Raw genomic sequence first — 17,627 nt, 5'->3', positions numbered from 1 at the left:
ATTATATTTAAATTATGTTTGAGTTATATTTAAATTATGTTTGAGTTATATTTAAATTATGTTTGAGTTATATTTAAATTATGTTTGAGTTATATTTAAATTATGTTTGAGTTATATTTAAATTATGTTTGAGTTATATTTAAATTATGTTTGAGTTATATTTAAATTATGTTTGAGTTATATTTAAATTATGTTTGAGTTATATTTAAATTATATTTATTTATTCATTTATCATTTTTTCTGACGTGGATTTGTGGTGATTTACAGTTCTGCGCCATATATTCTTCTTAATTTGTCCTTAATCTCTAAAATGCGTAATGAGTGATTATTATTTTCTTTTTTTTTCAGCGTTTTTCCTCAGCCGTTTCTGTTATATATCTGACTGTCCTAAGATAGTGGGATGTCAGGGGCAGAGAAAGGAGACCTTTTACTTGTTCATTTTACGAGCAGGACATCGGAAGGCGAAGTATTTGAATCATCTCTTGAGGGCGATCCACAGGAGGTGCGTCTTGGTGAGGGCAAAATAAATCCTGTATTTGAGGAGGCTCTTGCAGGCATGAAACCCGGAGATAAGAAAACAGTTAGTCTTCCGGCTGAGAAGGCTTATGGCAGTTACAGCAGCAGGCTTGTCTTCCGGATGAAGAAGAAGCATCTTAACCTTGTGGGTGATCCTGAAAAAGGAGATATGGTGAATATTACTCTCCCAAACGGCAAAAAGGCGCTTGTGGAAGTTGTTGAGTCGTCCGGAAAATACCTTAAGGTAGATGGCAACCATCCGATGGCCGGTGAGGATATGGAGTACGAGATTATTCTTGTGGATATCCTTCCGGATGAGAAGATCTAAGAATTTCTGAGAATGAAGGCTGGAATCCGGAGTTTTCCTCTTCTTCTGGTTTTTAGTTTTCAGGAAGGTATATGGGACAATACATAATAATACTGTTTCAGGTGGTATAATTTATCTATCTTTATCAGTTTTTGGAACCAAATATTAACAGACTGACTGAATAATATGCCGGAGAAAGAATATGTCACAGACCGGAAAGGGAGAAAGTTTGAGATCTATGATCCTCCCTTTTACAGACCGGAATTTAATGAAGCCCACAGGTATATTATTGATGAATATGATGTGGCTAATAAGGATATTGCGATATTTATCCCCTGCGCCCTCAGAAAACCATACAGCGAAAGCCCGAGTCACAGGCTTTTTCAGGGTATTATTGACGGTGTTTTACAGCCGGAGCAGTATCATAAGGTTATCTTTGGTACATGCGGGGTTGTCCCGTCAGAACTTGAACTGATGTACCCTTTTGCCAATTATCATTATATGCTCGGAAAGTGCACAGATGATAAGGTGAAGCAGGACTTTCATGAGATTGAGGTTGGAAAACTTCTGGAATATTTTGGGAAGACGAAGGAGACTTACCGGATAAGGATTGCATACTGCATAGGCCCTTTCAGAAAGGCAATGGCTGAAGCCTGCCGGATTTCCGGAACTGAGATGCACCTCCTGCCGTCTGATCCGATGATTGACAAAATGTATGACATTGACTGTCCTTTTCCGGAAGGGAGCCTTTCAATGCAGGAGTATATTGATGAATTCAGGGACGGGCTGAAGATGGTCAGGGATGAGGTTTATAGTGACCTGTTGTAGTAATCTCCAAAAATCCGGGTCCTGAAGAGATCACTGTCCACCTTCAAGCTTCTTTCTGAGTGCTGTTATTTTATCCCTCAGAAGTATCGCACGCTCGAATTCCAGTGATTCCGCTGCAATATTCATGTCGGCTTCAAGTTCGATGATGACATTTGGTATGTCTGAATTTGGTATATGTTTTATATCCGTGATCTCTGTCTCTTTCTCTTTTACAGGTTTTATGATAGTTTTTGGTGTGATCCCATGTGTTTTATTGAATGCAATCTGCATACTTCTTCTTCTCTTTGTCTCATCGACTGCCTTTTTCATTGAGTCCGTTAATTTATCGGCGTACAGGACAACATGGGCATTGACATTCCTCGCCGCACGTCCGATTATCTGAATCAGGCTTCTTGCATCACGTAAAAATCCTTCCTTGTCAGCGTCAAGTATCCCGATAAATCCGACTTCCGGAATGTCAAGACCTTCTCTGAGGAGGTTTATTCCTACAAGGACATCAAAGCGTCCGAGGCGCAGCTGCCTGATGATCTCGGTTCTCTCAATGGTATTTATGTCTGAATGAAGGTATCTCGTTTTAATGCCTTTTGATGCCAGGAATTCGGAGAGTTCTTCAGCAAGTCTTTTTGTGAGCGTTGTGATGAGCACCCGGTCACCCTTTTCAATGGTCTTTTTGATCTCAGAGAGGAGATCATTCATCTGACCTTCAATTGGCCTTATCTCAACTTCAGGGTCTGTAAGGCCTGTCGGCCTGATGATCTGCTCCACAATATCAGATGAGTGCTCTTTTTCGTATTCACCCGGAGTTGCGGATACAAAGATGACATTTCTCATGTACTCTTCGAATTCACTGAACACGAGCGGCCGGTTGTCAAAAGCAGAAGGAAGCCTGAATCCGTAGTCCACAAGCGGCACTTTTCTTGACCGGTCGCCGTTGTACATGCCTCTCACCTGCGGCAGGGTCTGGTGGCTCTCGTCAATGATCATCAGGAAGTCATCCGGAAAATAGTCCAGGAGGCAGAATGGTTTCTCGCCGGGATTTCTGTTATCAAAAAACCTTGAATAATTTTCAATGCCTTTGCATGACCCTGTCTCTTCGATCATTTCAATATCAAAGAGGGTTCTCTGCTTTAAGCGGTGTGCTTCAATTGCGCCGAGTTTGGGGAGCTGTTCTTCAAGTTCTGCCCTTATCTTTACCAGGGCATCCTCTTTTTCTTCTTGGGGAATGACATAATGCCTTGCAGGATAGATGAAGAAATACTTCATTGATTCTGTTTTTTCACCTGTGTTTTTGTCAATCTCAGATATTCTGTCGATAACATCTCCGAAAAATTCTATCCTGATTATATTGTTGAAATATCCGGGGATGAGATCGATTGTATCTCCCCTGACCCTGAACCGTCCCGGAGCCAGTTCAGTGTCATTTCTTTCATAGAGTATGTCCACAAGGCTGCCGAGAAGTTCGTTTCTCCTGATACGGTCCCCGGTTTTGATCTCAAAACCGAGTTTCTGGAAATTTTCCGGATTACCAAGACCATAGATACATGAAACCGATGCAACGACTATGACATCATCCCTTGAGAGGAGGGATGCCGTTGCCGCAAGCCTCATCTGCTCTATTTTTGGGTTGATCTGTGCGTCCTTCTCGATATACTGGTCTTTCTTCGGGATGTACGATTCCGGCTGGTAATAATCGTAATATGATACGAAATATTCCACCCGGTTCTCCGGGAAAAATTCCTTAAATTCGTTATATAACTGTGCTGCAAGTGTCTTGTTGTGTGCAAATACAAGGGTTGGCTTCTGCACTTTTTCAATCACATTTGCGATGGTGAAGGTCTTTCCTGAGCCTGTTACCCCAAGGAGGGTCTGACATCTCTCTTTTTTGTCAATGCCTTCAGTTAATTTATTGATAGCTTCCGGCTGTGAACCTGCGGGTTTGTAATCCGAAACAAGTTTGAATTTATCCTTCTGTTTTGTCATATGCGGCATACCTCTGTATAATTATGTCATTTTATTGCACTGAGATGATTGGGATTACGGTTTACGGGATGGTTTGGGAGTCATGTGAGGTGCTACTCCGTCTGCCGGGCGGGGTTTTGGATTTTGTGCTGAATTGGGTATTGTGAGAGGTTTCCTGTTTTTGGTTATTTTTCAGAGATTAGTTTTTTTATTTCCGGAAGGTCTTCTTTGACTGTTAACCGGACAATTTCGATATTGACTCCAAAATAAGCATGAATGAGTTTATCCCGCATACCTGCCAGTTCTTTCCAGAGGATTTTTGGGTATTTTTCCTTTTTTTCCGGTGGTATTTTTTTTAACGGCCTCAACGATTATTTCAGATCCTCTTATTACAGCAAACTGTGTCTTTTCGTCAAGGGCAAAGTCACCCTCTGTTGTGTCCTCTACAAATGATTCGATCTTCTCAATTGTTGTTACGATATCATTAAAATAGTCGTCAGCGATTCTGTTTCTTCTCATGCAAAGATCGTCTCGCTTAGTACCTCTTCTCCGATATTAGGTTTCAGTGAGTTTTTCACGACCAGATCCACCTTTATTCCATAGAGGCAGTGTGACAGATTATCTTCAAGCCTCAGGAATTTAATAAATCCGGGAGTCTCTGAAAATGATACCAGGATATCAATGTCACTTTCATTGTCTTCTTCCCCACGTACATATGACCCAAAGAGACCTATTTCAGATATTTTAAATTCCTCTTTAAGGTAAGTCATCTCTTTTTTTAATATTGAGATTATCTCATCTCTGTCCGGCAGTGCCTGAGGTTCATCTGTTTTGGTCATAGTTGTTCTTATATGGGTTATTGCCGGCTTTCATTAAAAGTATTTACCTCTCCCTGTTGTGCCGGGCGTCTTAATTGCAGACCGTACTGGGTATCTTTTATGCTTGTTTTGTTGGGTCAGGCGTCTCCGAATGCTTCTTTTTTCCTCAGGAGCCGGTTGTATTCTATCGCAAACCTGTGTGCCTCGTCCCTGATCTCCTGAATGAGAAATGAAGCCGGATCATTCTTTTTAACCGGAAGCGGAGCTGATAATCCGGGTATGAATATCTCCTCTTCACGTTTTGCAACCGAAATTATGGGTATTTTCAGGTTCAGGTCTTTGAGAACCGCTGCCGCATAGGCCAGCTGGCCCTTACCGCCGTCAATTATTATAAGATCGGGCATCAGGGTATTATCTTCTTTCCCGCTGCTTTCCTTCTTTAACCTTGAATATCTCCTCCTCACAACTTCAGCAATTGCTGCGAAGTCGTCAATGCCTTCCACCGTCTTAATTTTAAAACGCCTGTAATTTCTCTTATCAGGCCTGCCGTAACGGAACTGCACCATTGACCCTGTCATAGCAGTGCCGGATAGGTGTGAGATATCAAAGCATTCGATGACATTTGGATTTTCAGGCAGGTGAAGGCGTTTTTTCAGTGCCTCAACATTCTTCTCTCCCCTGAAAAAGACTGACTCAATATTCTTTGCCACAAGGTCAAGGAGATTTTTCTTATCTCCTCTCTGCGGGACTGTCAGTTTTACCTTTTTTCCCCGCATCTCTGAGAGAAAATCCTCAAGTGAAGGGTCTGAAATTTCCGGCAGAATAATCTCAGACGGAATTTCATTCTCGGAATAATACTGCACAATAAATTCTTCAAATGTCTCTTTATTCCCGTCAAAGATAAATTCCTTCTTGTCCCCAAGTGTCCCTTTAAAAACTGAAAAGAGCATGATATAAATCACACCTTCCCTTAATGTGTAATTTATTACGTCCTCATCCGAGTCCTTTTTCCGGTCAGCAAACTGCTTCTCTGAGAGATTTTCTATCGCATGGATGGTATCCCTGATCTCAAGTGCCCTCTCAAACTCCTGATTCTGAGAATGTGTTCTCATCTTCTCTTTAAGCTTAAGGAGCACCTCTTTTGTATGCCCTCTCAGGATTGATTCTGCATTTCTGATTCTGTCAAGGTATTCCTCTTCAGATATTGCACCTGTACATGGTGCACTGCATGATCCGATATGATATCTCAGACATGGCCGTTTCGGCATTCTCCTGCATGACCTCAGGCCGAAAATTTTTCTTAGTGCTGAAAGGACATAGTCTCTTTCTCTTGCAGATACAAAAGGGCCAAAATATTCTCCTTTTCCGCCTTTATTCCTTGCGATTCCTATTAATGGGAATTTATCACCACTTATCCGGATATATGCGTAATTCTTCGAGTCCCTCAGGTCAATATTGTATTTTGGTTTATATCTCTTGATGAGGTTATTCTCAAGAATCAGTGCCTCAACTTCAGTTCCGGTAACGATATAATCAAAATCCTCGGCAACCTTAAGCATTGCTTCAGTCTTAGGGTCATGCCGGCTTTTGGAAAAATATGAGGATACCCTCTTCTTCAGGTTCTTTGCCTTACCTACATATACGACATTTCCGTCTGTGTCTTTGTACATGTAGCATCCGGGATCTTCCGGAAGAGTGGTGGTGTCCATAATATTCTCTGTTTTATGTATATCCTGCTCTGTGTGGGAATTATTTTTATATTATATATTGTTCTTTTTCATATCTTCTTCTGATTTTTTCAGCATTGCTGTCAGTTGAGCATCTTTGCAAGGAACTGTCCTGTGTAGCTTGCCGGAGATGCAGCAACCTCTTCCGGAGTTCCGGAGGCTATGATCTCACCACCCTTCTCACCGCCTTCAGGGCCGAGATCTATTATATGATCTGCTGATTTGATGACATCGAGATTGTGCTCAATAACAACGACAGTATTGCCCTTCCCGACAAGACTGTCAAGAACAGATATCAGTTTTTTTACATCATGGAAATGAAGCCCTGTTGTCGGTTCATCAAGAAGATAGACCGTATTCCCGGTGGCCTTCTTTGACAGTTCCCTTGTAAGCTTAATCCTCTGCGCCTCACCGCCGGAGAGTGTGGTTGAACTCTGGCCGAGTTTGATATATCCAAGTCCAACTCTGCACAGGGTTTCAAGCTTTGACCTGACTGTCGGGACATTCTCAAAGATATAGTATGCCTCCTCAACAGTCATATCAAGAACATCTGCAATTGACTTACCTTTATATTTAACTTCAAGTGTCTCCGCATTGAACCTTTTGCCTTTGCACTCCTCACATTCAACATACACATCTGGCAGGAAATTCATCTCGATTTTAATAAGGCCTTCCCCGCCACAGGCCTCACATCTTCCACCTTTTACATTAAAGGAGAATCTTCCCGGTTTATATCCCCTGATCTTTGCCTCTTTTGTTTCTGCAAAGATCTTTCTGATCTCATCAAATACCTTGGTGTAGGTCGCCGGATTTGACCTTGGTGTTCTTCCAATCGGGCTCTGGTCTATAACTATTACTTTGTCAACCGGAATGTCAGACTCCATGCTCCCGTAATCTCCGGGATTTGTCTTTGATTTATAGACATCCTTCATCAGCGCCCTGTAAAGGGTGTCATATATCAGGGTTGATTTGCCTGAACCCGATACTCCGGTTACAACAGTCAGCAGTCCTGCGGGTATGGCGGCATCGACATCTTTGAGATTGTTCTGTCTGCAACCTTTAATCCGGATGAAATGTTCTGCTTTTCTTCTCTTAACCGGCGTTTCTATCTTCTCTTTTCCTGACAGGTACAGCCCGGTAAGGGACTCCGGATTATTTTCAATCTCTGCCGGAGTTCCTTTTGCGATGACATCTCCGCCATGAACTCCTGCACCCGGTCCCATATCTATGACATAATCCGCATTTCTGATTGTATCCTCATCATGCTCAACTACAACAAGAGTGTTGCCGAGATCACGTAACCTGTGCAGGGTCTCTATCAGTTTATGGTTGTCCCGCTGGTGAAGGCCGATTGAAGGTTCATCAAGGACGTACAGAACTCCGGTAAGGTTTGATCCGATCTGGGTTGCAAGACGGATCCTCTGTGCCTCTCCGCCGGAGAGTGTGCCTGCATTTCTTGATAGTGTGAGGTATCCCAGGCCGACCTGTTCCAGAAAGCGGAGGCGTGAATTGATCTCTTTTAAGACCTGTTTTGCAATCTCCTGCTCTTTAGCGGTCAGTTCAAGCCCGCTGAAAAATTCAGCTGCACGGCTTATCGAGAGATCGGTCACCTCCGCAATTGTCCTGCCGCCCGTCCGGACAGCAAGAACCGAGGGCTTAAGCCTCTTACCGTCACATTTCGGGCATTTTGAGATCTTCATGAACTTCTCAAGCTCTTTTCTGCGGTACTCCGATTTTGTCTGTGAGTACAGCCTCTCAGCCTGTGGCAGAAGGCCTTCCCATGAGCCGTTGTGTGACCAGTGTGCTTCTCCCCCTTTCATCTTCATATCAAACCTGATCTTCTCATTTGATCCATACATGAGAGCTTTGTACTGCTTATCAGTGAGGTCCTTTATCGGAGTGAATACATCAAAGCCGTAATGCCCTGCAACAGCAGCGAGGTACTGGCTTCTGTAACCGTCAAGGAAGTTTCTGTATGTCGCAACCGCACCGTCGGCTATTGATCTGTTCTTATCCGGAATTATGAGGTCAGGGTCAAAGTCCATCTTTATCCCAAGTCCGTTGCATTCCTCGCAGGCTCCAAACGGGCTGTTAAATGAGAACATTCTCGGCTGAAGTTCCTCAAATGAGAACCCGCATACCGGACATGCCATCTTTGAGGAGTAGATCGTCTCTCTGATTTCTTCCTGAATTCTCTCTTCTGAATTATCATCTCCAAAATCTCCGCCTGAGATTCCGGTTTCGTCATGATTCTCTTCTGAACAGTAATCTCTACCAGAATCTTTTCCGGCTGTGGGATTATTCTCAGCCGGAATTCCGGTGACGAAAACCAGTCCGTCAGATTTTTTTATTGCAGTTTCAACTGCCTCGACAAGCCTTGCTCTCTCTTCTGAAGGGTCAATCCGGTCAATGACAATTTCTATGTCATGCTTTACATACCGCTCAAGTGTGATCTCCTCATCAGTCCTGATGATCTCACCGTCAACCCGAACCCTGGTGAAGCCCTCTGAGTCGAGATCCTTTAACAGCTGCTGATATGTCCCTTTCTTCTGCCTGACAACCGGAGCAAGGACAGTGACCATTCCTCTGAAGTCCTCGGATATCGCATCTGATATTTTTTCAGGTGTTCTTGACTCAATCCTGATGTCATGCTCCGGACAGTAGGGTATTCCGATTCTCGCAAATAACAGCCTTAAATAATCGTATATCTCGGTGACTGTTCCGACAGTACTTCTCGGGTTTTTTGATGTCGTCTTCTGCTCTATTGATATTGCGGGGGACAGACCGTCTATTGAGTCCACGTCCGGCTTGTTCATTAAGCCTAAGAACTGTCTTGCATAGGCGGAGAGTGATTCAACATATCTTCTCTGCCCTTCTGCATATATTGTATCAAAAGCAAGGGTGGATTTGCCGGAGCCTGAAACTCCGGTTATGACAACAAATTTGTCACGCGGAATTTCAACACTGATATTTTTCAGGTTGTGCTCCCTTGCTCCCTTTATTGTAATGTTTTTCATTTCCCTGTATCAGAAGAGTTTTGGATCTTATTATAAATGAGGATTCAGGCATGCGGGGTGAAAGTAAAAACTCTGTATATCTTATATAATATTTCGATTGCGGCATATATTGGGTTTAGAACTGCTCAGGGATTAATTTTGGTTCTCTTCTGAGTTGTATTATGCTGTGTTGATAAAGATGATATTTCTGTTTATGCCCTGAAAGATAATGAGATATTTTTCCGGGAGATACAAATAATCACAGGTTTTTAATTATGGCATCTGATAACTCCGCACCAGTCTGCAATACTATACACTCCGGCGGGCTTGCACCTGTATCCGGAAGTGATCCGCTTATCCTTATTCTTGGAAGTTATCCGGGCGATGTGTCACTTCAGGTATGTGAATATTATGGTAACCGGAGAAACCATTTCTGGAAGTTAATGGAGGAGATTCTTGGCATTGATTCATCATTGTCTTATGATGAAAGAATTAAGGCTATCATATCAGAGCGTATTGCTTTATGGGATGTCTTATACGGATGCAGCAGGGAGAAGAGCAGTGACAGCAGGATATCATCTGCTGTGCCAAATAACATATCCGGATTTCTTGAAGAAAATCCTTCTGTGAAATATATTGCCCTTAATGGTAAAACAGGTGCAGGAAGGTGGTTTTACAGGACACAGAAAGATATTCTTTCACGTGATGATCTTACTGTCAGGATTTTACCATCTACAAGTCCTGCAAATGCTCTGTTTTCGTTTGAAGATAAACTTGATGAGTGGAGAATTGTTGGAAACTGGCTTAAAAGAGTATAATTTTTTCTCATATCGGGCGATATTTATAGTGTTTCATCAGAAACCGTGATATACGGGCTGTGAGGTTAACTGAAGCTGTAATGCTTTCTCAGAAAGTCTCTGATCTTTTCAGATTCGAGCCATCCTTTGTCAAGCCGGTTTACAAGTCTGTCTATAACTTTTGCCTGTGAAAGAATTCTGTCAGTATATTCTCTCTCTTCAAGTGTAACGTAACCGATAATTGCCTGAAGGGGATTTCTGATCTCATCGTTCAGTATCGCCAGGTCCTCAAGATTTTTTTCAATCTGTTCCAGACTGTTTTTCTGCTGCTTTTTAAGCTCCATCAGCTCGGTAATTTCAGTAAATATTGCAGCAAACTGACCGATTTTCGGGCAGTATGAATAGACATGGTAATATCTGTTCAAATATGGATTATAATTGTCGAACTCATCCGGAATTCCGGTCAGAGCTACTCTGCCGTATCTTTTTATCAGGTATTTCCCTGAATCCGGGAATATTTCAAGCATTGTTCTGCCTTTGATCTGCTCAGCTGAAAGTCCCGTCATATTTTCAAAGGCTTTATTCACTTTGAGAAATCTGTAGTCCGCAGGTTCACCATTATCATCTGTTATCAGCTCATGGAGTACAAATCCGTTTGTCATTGTTGAAAAGAGTTCTTTATACTCCATTTCACTTATTTGTAGAGCTTTTTCAGCATTTTTTCTCTTTGTTATGTTAAGTGACGACTCAACTGCCCCTATCACTTCACCATTGTCGTCAAATACAGGGTATGCAAGGACTTTTACATCAGTTTTATTATAATTGAGTTTCTCCTCAATGACCGGTTCTTTGCTTTCGATCGCTTTTTTGACAGTACAGTTTTCACAGGGGCTGTCCCTGTTGTACCACAGTCTGTAGCAGACTTTTCCTGTGAGGTCCTCCGGTTTCATCCCCAGGGAGTCGGCAGGATCCTGATTTGCCCAGATAATTTCAAAATCTGTATTATAATATACAAGGTTTTCATGTATGGCGTTTAATATTGTTGTTTTATCCTTCTCGGATTTTAACAGTGCTTCTTCCGTCTTTTTTCTGCCGGAGATGTCTTCTGCATAAAAACAGATGCAGCCCTGACATTCGGATGAGATTTTACTTTCTTTAAGTATTTTTGCAGTTATTTTAACAGGATAATTCCCTTTATTTTCGTGTTTAAACCAGGATTCAAAGGAGAATGTATCGTCATTACTGCTGCTTTCACCTCTGCTTCTAACCGGTTCTTCATTCCATTTTTCAAGCATCAGACGGAGTTCTTCAAAGTCACTGACCTTTTTTCCGGTTGGCAATCTAATTTCTTCGAGCCTGAAGGGTTGATTAAGGGTCATTCCGGAGATATTTTCTGCCTTTTTATTTAGATAGATTATTTTTCCGGATTTATCTGTAATTATAAATTTGTATGGGGATTTATCTATTATATCCTTCATCAGGCTGTTTTCCGATGTGAAATAGTTCTGTCTGTTCATTGCAGTTTCTCCCGGGTTATTCTGTGAATCTCAGAATGTCTCTGTTGTGTCATAATTTTTCTTATTTACCGGAGAGTCTGTGATTTTCAGGCTCATATTTATCCGGATAAATTCATTATTCTGACTATTTATGGGGTGACAGATGTACTGTTTTACAATTAATTTTATGTTTATTTGAGGTTTTCACAATATGGTTATATAGAATATCTACCCGTATATTCCGGCTATACTGTGTATTTCATATCTGATCCAAAGCATAATGCGGTCAGTCAGGTCAGGAATGATTCAGATTTGGCAGTAATGTTATTTTGTTCCGGAAATTTTATCAATTCTAAAAATTCCTGCTAAATATTATATCCTCTGAAGACAACCCTGCTAATCAGGTGTTATAAATTATGGCTGATTTGAAAGATGGTGATAATGCTCCCGAATTCTGTCTGAAGGATATGAAGGAGATGGAAGTCTGCCTGCCTGTATTTAAGGGAAAGTGGGTGGTCTTATATTTCTATCCGAAGGACAACACACCCGGCTGTTCAATGGAAGCTGAGACATTTACGGCTATGGAGGATGAATTCCGTTCACTTAATACGGTTATTGTTGGAATCAGTCCCGATTCCTGCGAGAGTCACAGGAAATTTGCTGAGAAGCATTCGCTTTCCATTCTGCTGCTTTCTGATCCCGGGCATGAAGTGCTTGAAAAATATGGTGTCTGGAAGCAGAAGAAGATGTTTGGCAACTCATTTCTGGGTGTTGAGAGAAGCACTTTCCTGATAGATCCGGAAGGAAAAATCAGAAATATCTGGCGTAAGGTTAGAGTAAAAGGGCATGCTGAAGCCGTTCTTGAAAAAGTTAAATTAATTTCAGGTTAATCTTACTGCCTGAAATAATCCGGGTCCGGATTTTGGAAGGATTTCTCCTCTAAAATCCCATTTGTTCTCTCATATCTGAGTTATTATAATTTTTGGGATACAATAATGCCCGTTCTTCATATCATTTGACTTTTGCAACTGCAAAATGCCATCCTGTAAGCTGTGATCTCCTGAATATGGCGGTCCACATTCTGCCATCTTTCTCATATTCCACAGTTCCGCTCTCTTCTGAAAGCATTTTATCAACCGCTCTTTCAAAGGAATTATTTTCGGTTATCTGTGATATGCTCTGTAAAATCTCTCCTTTCCCTGAACTTAGTGCGAATTTACCTTCATTGTCTATTGCATAATAGACTGCTGAAGCAGGAAGTTTTTCATTGAGTGTTTCAGCTACGCTGTCAGCATATACCGATGCCCCCAGGATACCGGTCACTTCTCCGTTCAAAATTACAGGTACAGCAACAATAGCGGCATTTTTTCCGGTGGAGTGACTAATTACGACTGTCCCTACTGACTCTTCTCCGGATAGCACAACCGGGAAATATGATCTCTCCTTAAGGTTTGAATCTGCAAGGTCATCCACAACAGTGTAATATGAGCCGTCGGTATTGGCATACCACAGTCTGGCATCCGGTTCTTTCTCTTCAAGAGTTATTAACAGAGGTTTAATCTTCTCCCATTCTCCTGAGCGGACTTCATCAGTCATAGCGAGCACTTCAAAGGGGCGAAGAATGCTTTTTATCTGACCTTCTGTTACTGAAATTACGGCAGTAAGTGTTGGATCAGTCTCTGAACTTATTATATCCGGAGATTTGACCGGATATTCTCCAACATTGCCATATTTATCAAGAATCGCGTCATATGTCCCGTCTGCTTTCATAGAATTAATGGCGTTCTGCCATTTTTCAACGGTATCTTCCGGAATTTCCGGGTTAAATGCAATATAGAGTTCATTGCTCCTGACCGGATATACCGGAATAATATCCCCTGATGAATATCCTGCTTTTTCTGCGAGATATTCGGCGTTCTGACTGCTCCCAAACCAGAGATCAATTTCTCCTTTCATTAGCTCTTTAATACAGGTTTCGTCATCTGCAAGAATGGCAAGGTTTTGGAAATCACTGTCTGAAAGGAACTGCTGGCGGGCGTCATCCTTTACAACCCCGATTTTGCCTGCTTTTTTTGCGGCATCCAGGCTGTTTATCTCAATTCCGGAGCCTGACTTTGCGTAAAGCACGTAATCAAATGATCCAATCGGGCCTGCCCATTTGAAAAGCGGTCTCCTCTCTTCATTAATTCCCATTGAGTATAATACGGCATTTGGTTCTGTCAGTGCTGCATTATAGCCTTTTGACCAGGATAGGAGTTCTATTGCTGCTTTCTTGTTGAGCCTTGATAATATTTCTTCCACTATTTCAGTTGACTGTCCTGTGATCCCGCCGTTTTTCTCCATATAGCTGAAAGGCGGAAATTCTTCGGTCATTATACGCAGGTCGGATTCAGAAACAGATTTTTCCGTTGCTATTGGTGCCGAAGAAGAATCTTCTGCTGTGCATCCGCATATAGCTGCTGATAAAGCTGTCATTATAATGATTAAAGCACATATTCCCGAATATCTCATAATTATGCCCCCCTGTGGTCAAATCAGACCTGTAATTACCGTATGGGGATAAATATTTTTGTGTGGCGCTTCATGAGTGATTTCTTTTACTGATTTTCAGGCCCTGCTGAGGTTCTTCTGGGAAACAGAGGTCTAAATGCCGGTAGTACAGTAACTCAGGTTCATAATGCAACCCTCTGATAAAGTCAGGTTTTCTACAGAGCCAGAATTTTCGTAACTGTTATCATCAATGTTATGCTATCATTCCATGGTCAATTATGAAACCCGGGATTACCTGTATATTCACGATCACCCTCCTGCTCATAATTATTTTGACAGTTTCAGCAGGCTGTATCAGCCCTGTTCAGCAATCTCCGGCTTCATCTGCCGTCAATGTGGTGGAATCTCCTCCGGCAGTATTTAAAGATCAGGAATTTTCTTTCCAGTTCCTGAGGACAGTTGGCGCCTCGTATTCGGGAGAGGCTGATATCGGTGAGTGCCTTGCCACTGCGTCCCGGATCAAAGAAGGAGACTTTGAGAGTTGGTACAGCGAATGGAAAAATACCGCAGACACCTTCAGGACTGCGGGTGACAAGAGCCTCGCAGCCGGGCACAGGCGTACCGCAATGGAAGCATACTACCGGGCTGCAACGTATTACCGCACAGCCGAGTTCTTCCTGCATGGTAATTCCACAGATCCCCGCATCGTTGAGACCTGGGGAAAGAGCCGGGAAACATTCTGCGATGCACTTGCACTCGATGCTGTCCCGTACGAGATTGTCAGCATACCTTATGAGAATACAACGCTGCCGGGTTACTTCTATATGGTCGATAATTCCGGGAAATCACGTACGCTCCTCATCGTCCAGACCGGCTTTGACGGTTGCCAGGAAGAACTTCATCCATATGCAGTGGAAGGGGTAAAACGCGGATACAATGTCCTGACATTCGAAGGGCCGGGCCAGGGCGAAGTGATACGGGTTCAGAATATTCCATTCCGTTCCGACTGGGAGAATGTTATTAAACCTGTTGTGGACTATGCGGTGAGCCGGCCGGAAGTCGATGAAGACCGTATTGCGCTCTGGGGAATTTCCCTTGGGGGCTACCTCGCACCCCGCGGTGCTGCATATGAGCCGGGGATTGCAGCGCTGGTCACGGACCCGGGCACCTACGACGTCGGAGAGAATCTCCTGCGGAACCTGCAGGAGGGCGGGGGAGCGGCTGCGAACATGACCAAAGAAGACCTGAGGGAATGGCTGCGGACGGATCCTGCTGAGTTCAACGACGCTATCCGAAAAGCAATGGCAGACGATACCGGCACCCGCTGGCTGAACGAGAATGGTATGTTCGTCTTCAGTGCCGGCTCTCCGGCACAGTTCTGGGCGAAATGGATGGATTTTTCACTTGTAGGAACTGCCGGAAAGATACAGTGCCCAACGCTGGTCTGTGCCGGTGCGGCTGACCACTTCGATCCGGACGGGGTGCAGGCACAGGCACTCTACGACAACCTCACCTGTGAACGTAAACTCATGGTCTTCTCCGACGAGTACGGTGCCGGGTCGCACTGCCAGCTCGGAGCATTTGCACAGTCTTTTGGCGCCAAGTTCGACTGGCTTGATGATACGATGGGAATGGACGGATAGACAGGCTGTTACCGGACCGCCCGGCCCCACAAACGCCTGTGCTGATGTGGAGGAGTTGAGGGGGTAGATATTTACTGTCCGTTTGCTATTTCTGTTCCGGACTAAAATATAATCCTGAAAGAATCAGGATCTAAACTTATATCCTCTTTTCTCATCAATATGTAACGGCTTTAAGGATCTGATTATGACTAAATCTTCCGGCATGAGATATTCCTGGATAATAATGAAGTTTTTAATATGAAATCCGGACATCAGTTATCACTTTTTTATGCTTTTATGGCGGCCGTGCTCTTTGGCGGGTGTGCTCCGGTTGCGAAGGTCCTGCTTGAGAATATAAGCCCTGCAATTCTTGCCGCTTATCTTTACATGGGGAGTGGTATCGGTCTTTATCTATATCTCCTGATCTGCCGCCTTGCCGGAAAGAAGAGGCATGTTAAGGAGGCTGCTCTTAAACGGGAGGATTACCCGTGGGTAATTGCAGTTACAGTATTCGGTGGTGTCCTTGCACCTGTTACTCTGATGTTCAGCCTTGATGCCACACCTGCAGCAACAGCGGCCCTTCTTCTTAACTTTGAGTCCGTTGCCACGACTATGGTAGCCGTTTTTCTCTTCAGGGAAGCGGTGGGCAAAAGGATCTGGGCAGCGCTCGGCCTTATAACATTCTCATGTATTCTCCTCTCCTATGATCCGGAGTCCGCCTTCGGTTTTTCGCTGGCTACATTCGGAATCCTCCTTGCCTGTACTTTCTGGGCATGCGACAATAATTTTTCAAGGGTTATTTCTTCTAAAGATCCAATTCCGATCGTAGCGGCAAAGGGTGTTTTAGCCGGAATTATATCCTTTATGATTGCAATTGCTATCGGCGAGCCTATGCCCGGGACGACTGATATTGTGGCAGCACTTGTTTTTGGTTTCCTCAGTTATGGTGGCCTTACAAGCGTGCTTTTTCTGCTGGCCTTAAGGGGCATAGGCACTTCAAGAACCGGTGCTCTTCTTGCTGTATCGCCGTTTTTTGGGGTGGCTGGTTCATTTCTGCTCTTCACCGAAATACCGGGTCAGATGTTTTACATCTCACTTCCGGTGATGGCAGCCGGAGCATACCTTCTTTTGACAGAGAAGCATTCCCATCCTCACACCCATTGTGCAGAAATTCATGAGCACAGGCACAGGCATGATGATCTCCATCATGATCATGAGCACAGTCCTGATGACCCTCCCTTGTCACCCTCTGGTGATCATTCGCATCTTCATGAGCATGGGAAACTGTGCCATGATCACCATCACACTCCTGATATTCATCACCGTCATGAGCATAAATGACTGTGTCTGGATGATTTTGGGTCAAATTCGCCTTTATGTGTAACCTTTATATCTTCACGCAGGACCGTTTTTCATAGTGCCGGCAGTGTAAAGTATCTGTGGATTTCAGGCCTTCCTGTGTGCTTCTATTTCGGTGTAATCCTGCGGTTATATTGGATTTTGGTCTGTTTAAGGGCCTGAATGCTGGTCATGATCATAATGTCTGTTTATTGGGTGATTGGGGTTCATTCCTGCCTTTTTCAGCCTGTGTTTTCTCTCTGTGCTGACATCATAATGTGTTGGTTATTATATTTGTAGGGTGATTTGATTTTCTGACAATTACTGCCCTTTCGCTGATCCGATATCCTAAATCAGAGATTAATACAAATGTCCTAATTTGCCACACATTTCACCCAAAAAACATCTCAGATTTCCAGAGGTGAGGAGTAAAACCAGAATATCATCTTACTCTCTCATGAATAATAATTCCATCTACAATCTGGCACATATGGCCTTAATTTATAATATAATCCCAAATCTGATTATTTAAGGTTCAATTTGATCATTTGCCTTTTGAAATGGGCGAAAGGCCAGAATTATCTCTTATTTACAAATTATGGGTGATTCCCGGACAATTCACTATGATTTATGTATTCTGACTGATTTATCCGGATTTATGGCTGAATTCATGTTGATGCGGATAATCTTGGTGTTTCTGTGTCTCAATTTTACTGACATTCTGTCACCAGTA

General features: G+C 43.1%; 14 protein-coding genes. 6 read left to right on the top strand and 8 right to left on the bottom strand.

Annotated features, from left to right (window positions below; translation table 11 throughout):
• The first annotated feature begins 400 nt into the window (after nt 1-400).
• A complete protein-coding gene (locus METLIM_RS00290) occupies nt 401-844 on the top strand; it encodes an FKBP-type peptidyl-prolyl cis-trans isomerase (RefSeq protein ID WP_004075789.1) in 444 nt (147 codons plus the stop codon).
• A gap of 165 nt (nt 845-1,009) precedes the next feature.
• On the top strand, nt 1,010-1,651 hold the full coding sequence (locus METLIM_RS00285) for a DUF5591 domain-containing protein (RefSeq protein WP_004075788.1): 642 nt from the start codon (nt 1,010-1,012) through the stop codon (nt 1,649-1,651).
• Nucleotides 1,652-1,681: 30 nt separating this feature from the next.
• Here METLIM_RS00285 and uvrB read toward each other — a convergent pair whose 3' ends face one another.
• From uvrB to uvrA, 6 genes are all read right to left on the bottom strand, one after another.
• Nucleotides 1,682-3,631, bottom strand: a complete 1,950-nt coding sequence (gene uvrB / locus METLIM_RS00280) for an excinuclease ABC subunit UvrB (RefSeq protein ID WP_004075787.1) — start codon at nt 3,629-3,631, stop codon at nt 1,682-1,684.
• A 164-nt stretch (nt 3,632-3,795) separates the two neighbouring features.
• Entirely contained in the window at nt 3,796-3,903 is a 108-nt protein-coding gene (locus METLIM_RS17235; protein WP_245543556.1) for a HepT-like ribonuclease domain-containing protein, read from the bottom strand.
• The gene (locus METLIM_RS00275) at nt 3,893-4,129 is read right to left on the bottom strand and encodes a HepT-like ribonuclease domain-containing protein (RefSeq protein ID WP_004075786.1); all 237 of its coding nucleotides are present in this window, start codon (nt 4,127-4,129) and stop codon (nt 3,893-3,895) included. Before METLIM_RS00275 ends, METLIM_RS17235 begins: the two co-directional genes overlap by 11 nt.
• Nucleotides 4,126-4,449 carry a nucleotidyltransferase family protein gene (locus tag METLIM_RS00270; RefSeq protein WP_004075785.1) on the bottom strand — a complete coding sequence of 108 codons (324 nt, stop codon included), beginning with the start codon at nt 4,447-4,449 and terminating at the stop codon, nt 4,126-4,128. Before METLIM_RS00270 ends, METLIM_RS00275 begins: the two co-directional genes overlap by 4 nt.
• A gap of 116 nt (nt 4,450-4,565) precedes the next feature.
• The gene (gene uvrC / locus METLIM_RS00265) at nt 4,566-6,137 is read right to left on the bottom strand and encodes an excinuclease ABC subunit UvrC (protein WP_004075784.1); all 1,572 of its coding nucleotides are present in this window, start codon (nt 6,135-6,137) and stop codon (nt 4,566-4,568) included.
• Between the two features lie 101 nt (nt 6,138-6,238).
• Nucleotides 6,239-9,172 (bottom strand): excinuclease ABC subunit UvrA, encoded by a 2,934-nt coding sequence (gene uvrA / locus METLIM_RS00260; RefSeq protein WP_004075783.1) that lies wholly within the window; start codon nt 9,170-9,172, stop codon nt 6,239-6,241.
• Nucleotides 9,173-9,426: 254 nt separating this feature from the next.
• Between uvrA and METLIM_RS00255 the strand changes: the two genes are divergently transcribed.
• Nucleotides 9,427-9,969 carry a DNA-deoxyinosine glycosylase gene (locus METLIM_RS00255; RefSeq protein ID WP_004075782.1) on the top strand — a complete coding sequence of 181 codons (543 nt, stop codon included), beginning with the start codon at nt 9,427-9,429 and terminating at the stop codon, nt 9,967-9,969.
• Nucleotides 9,970-10,034: 65 nt separating this feature from the next.
• On the opposite strand, the gene METLIM_RS00250 is transcribed toward METLIM_RS00255, so the two are convergent.
• Nucleotides 10,035-11,465, bottom strand: coding sequence for a PAS domain-containing protein (locus METLIM_RS00250; protein ID WP_004075781.1), 1,431 nt, complete (start codon nt 11,463-11,465; stop codon nt 10,035-10,037).
• Nucleotides 11,466-11,860: 395 nt separating this feature from the next.
• Here METLIM_RS00250 and bcp point away from each other — a divergent pair, with 395 nt between their 5' ends.
• Complete coding sequence (gene bcp, locus METLIM_RS00245; RefSeq protein WP_004075780.1) at nt 11,861-12,334, top strand: thioredoxin-dependent thiol peroxidase; 474 nt, start codon at nt 11,861-11,863, stop codon at nt 12,332-12,334.
• Nucleotides 12,335-12,455: 121 nt separating this feature from the next.
• Here the strand turns inward: bcp and METLIM_RS00240 are convergent, their stop codons facing one another.
• Nucleotides 12,456-13,955, bottom strand: a complete 1,500-nt coding sequence (locus METLIM_RS00240) for a transporter substrate-binding domain-containing protein (RefSeq protein WP_004075779.1) — start codon at nt 13,953-13,955, stop codon at nt 12,456-12,458.
• 257 nt (nt 13,956-14,212) lie between these two features.
• Here METLIM_RS00240 and METLIM_RS00235 point away from each other — a divergent pair, with 257 nt between their 5' ends.
• Together METLIM_RS00235 and METLIM_RS00230 are read left to right on the top strand one after the other, a co-directional pair.
• Nucleotides 14,213-15,577, top strand: a complete 1,365-nt coding sequence (locus tag METLIM_RS00235) for an alpha/beta hydrolase family protein (RefSeq protein WP_004075778.1) — start codon at nt 14,213-14,215, stop codon at nt 15,575-15,577.
• Between the two features lie 237 nt (nt 15,578-15,814).
• Nucleotides 15,815-16,897 carry a DMT family transporter gene (locus METLIM_RS00230; RefSeq protein WP_004075777.1) on the top strand — a complete coding sequence of 361 codons (1,083 nt, stop codon included), beginning with the start codon at nt 15,815-15,817 and terminating at the stop codon, nt 16,895-16,897.
• Nucleotides 16,898-17,627 lie beyond the last annotated feature (730 nt).

Source organism: Methanoplanus limicola DSM 2279 (assembly GCF_000243255.1).
GTDB classification, from domain to species: domain Archaea; phylum Halobacteriota; class Methanomicrobia; order Methanomicrobiales; family Methanomicrobiaceae; genus Methanoplanus; species Methanoplanus limicola.
This window is presented reverse-complemented; position numbering and strand designations above follow the sequence as displayed.

Coding starts and splice junctions, on each gene's coding strand:
- METLIM_RS00285 (WP_004075788.1), top strand. CDS start 1,010: ATGCCGGAGAAAGAATATGTCACAGACCGGAAAGGGAGAAAGTTTGAG.
- METLIM_RS00250 (WP_004075781.1), bottom strand. CDS start 11,465: ATGAACAGACAGAACTATTTCACATCGGAAAACAGCCTGATGAAGGAT.
- uvrB (WP_004075787.1), bottom strand. CDS start 3,631: ATGACAAAACAGAAGGATAAATTCAAACTTGTTTCGGATTACAAACCC.
- METLIM_RS00270 (WP_004075785.1), bottom strand. CDS start 4,449: ATGACCAAAACAGATGAACCTCAGGCACTGCCGGACAGAGATGAGATA.
- METLIM_RS00230 (WP_004075777.1), top strand. CDS start 15,815: ATGAAATCCGGACATCAGTTATCACTTTTTTATGCTTTTATGGCGGCC.
- METLIM_RS17235 (WP_245543556.1), bottom strand. CDS start 3,903: ATGCGGGATAAACTCATTCATGCTTATTTTGGAGTCAATATCGAAATT.
- METLIM_RS00275 (WP_004075786.1), bottom strand. CDS start 4,129: ATGAGAAGAAACAGAATCGCTGACGACTATTTTAATGATATCGTAACA.
- METLIM_RS00235 (WP_004075778.1), top strand. CDS start 14,213: ATGAAACCCGGGATTACCTGTATATTCACGATCACCCTCCTGCTCATA.
- METLIM_RS00240 (WP_004075779.1), bottom strand. CDS start 13,955: ATGAGATATTCGGGAATATGTGCTTTAATCATTATAATGACAGCTTTA.
- uvrA (WP_004075783.1), bottom strand. CDS start 9,172: ATGAAAAACATTACAATAAAGGGAGCAAGGGAGCACAACCTGAAAAAT.
- uvrC (WP_004075784.1), bottom strand. CDS start 6,137: ATGGACACCACCACTCTTCCGGAAGATCCCGGATGCTACATGTACAAA.
- METLIM_RS00255 (WP_004075782.1), top strand. CDS start 9,427: ATGGCATCTGATAACTCCGCACCAGTCTGCAATACTATACACTCCGGC.
- METLIM_RS00290 (WP_004075789.1), top strand. CDS start 401: ATGTCAGGGGCAGAGAAAGGAGACCTTTTACTTGTTCATTTTACGAGC.
- bcp (WP_004075780.1), top strand. CDS start 11,861: ATGGCTGATTTGAAAGATGGTGATAATGCTCCCGAATTCTGTCTGAAG.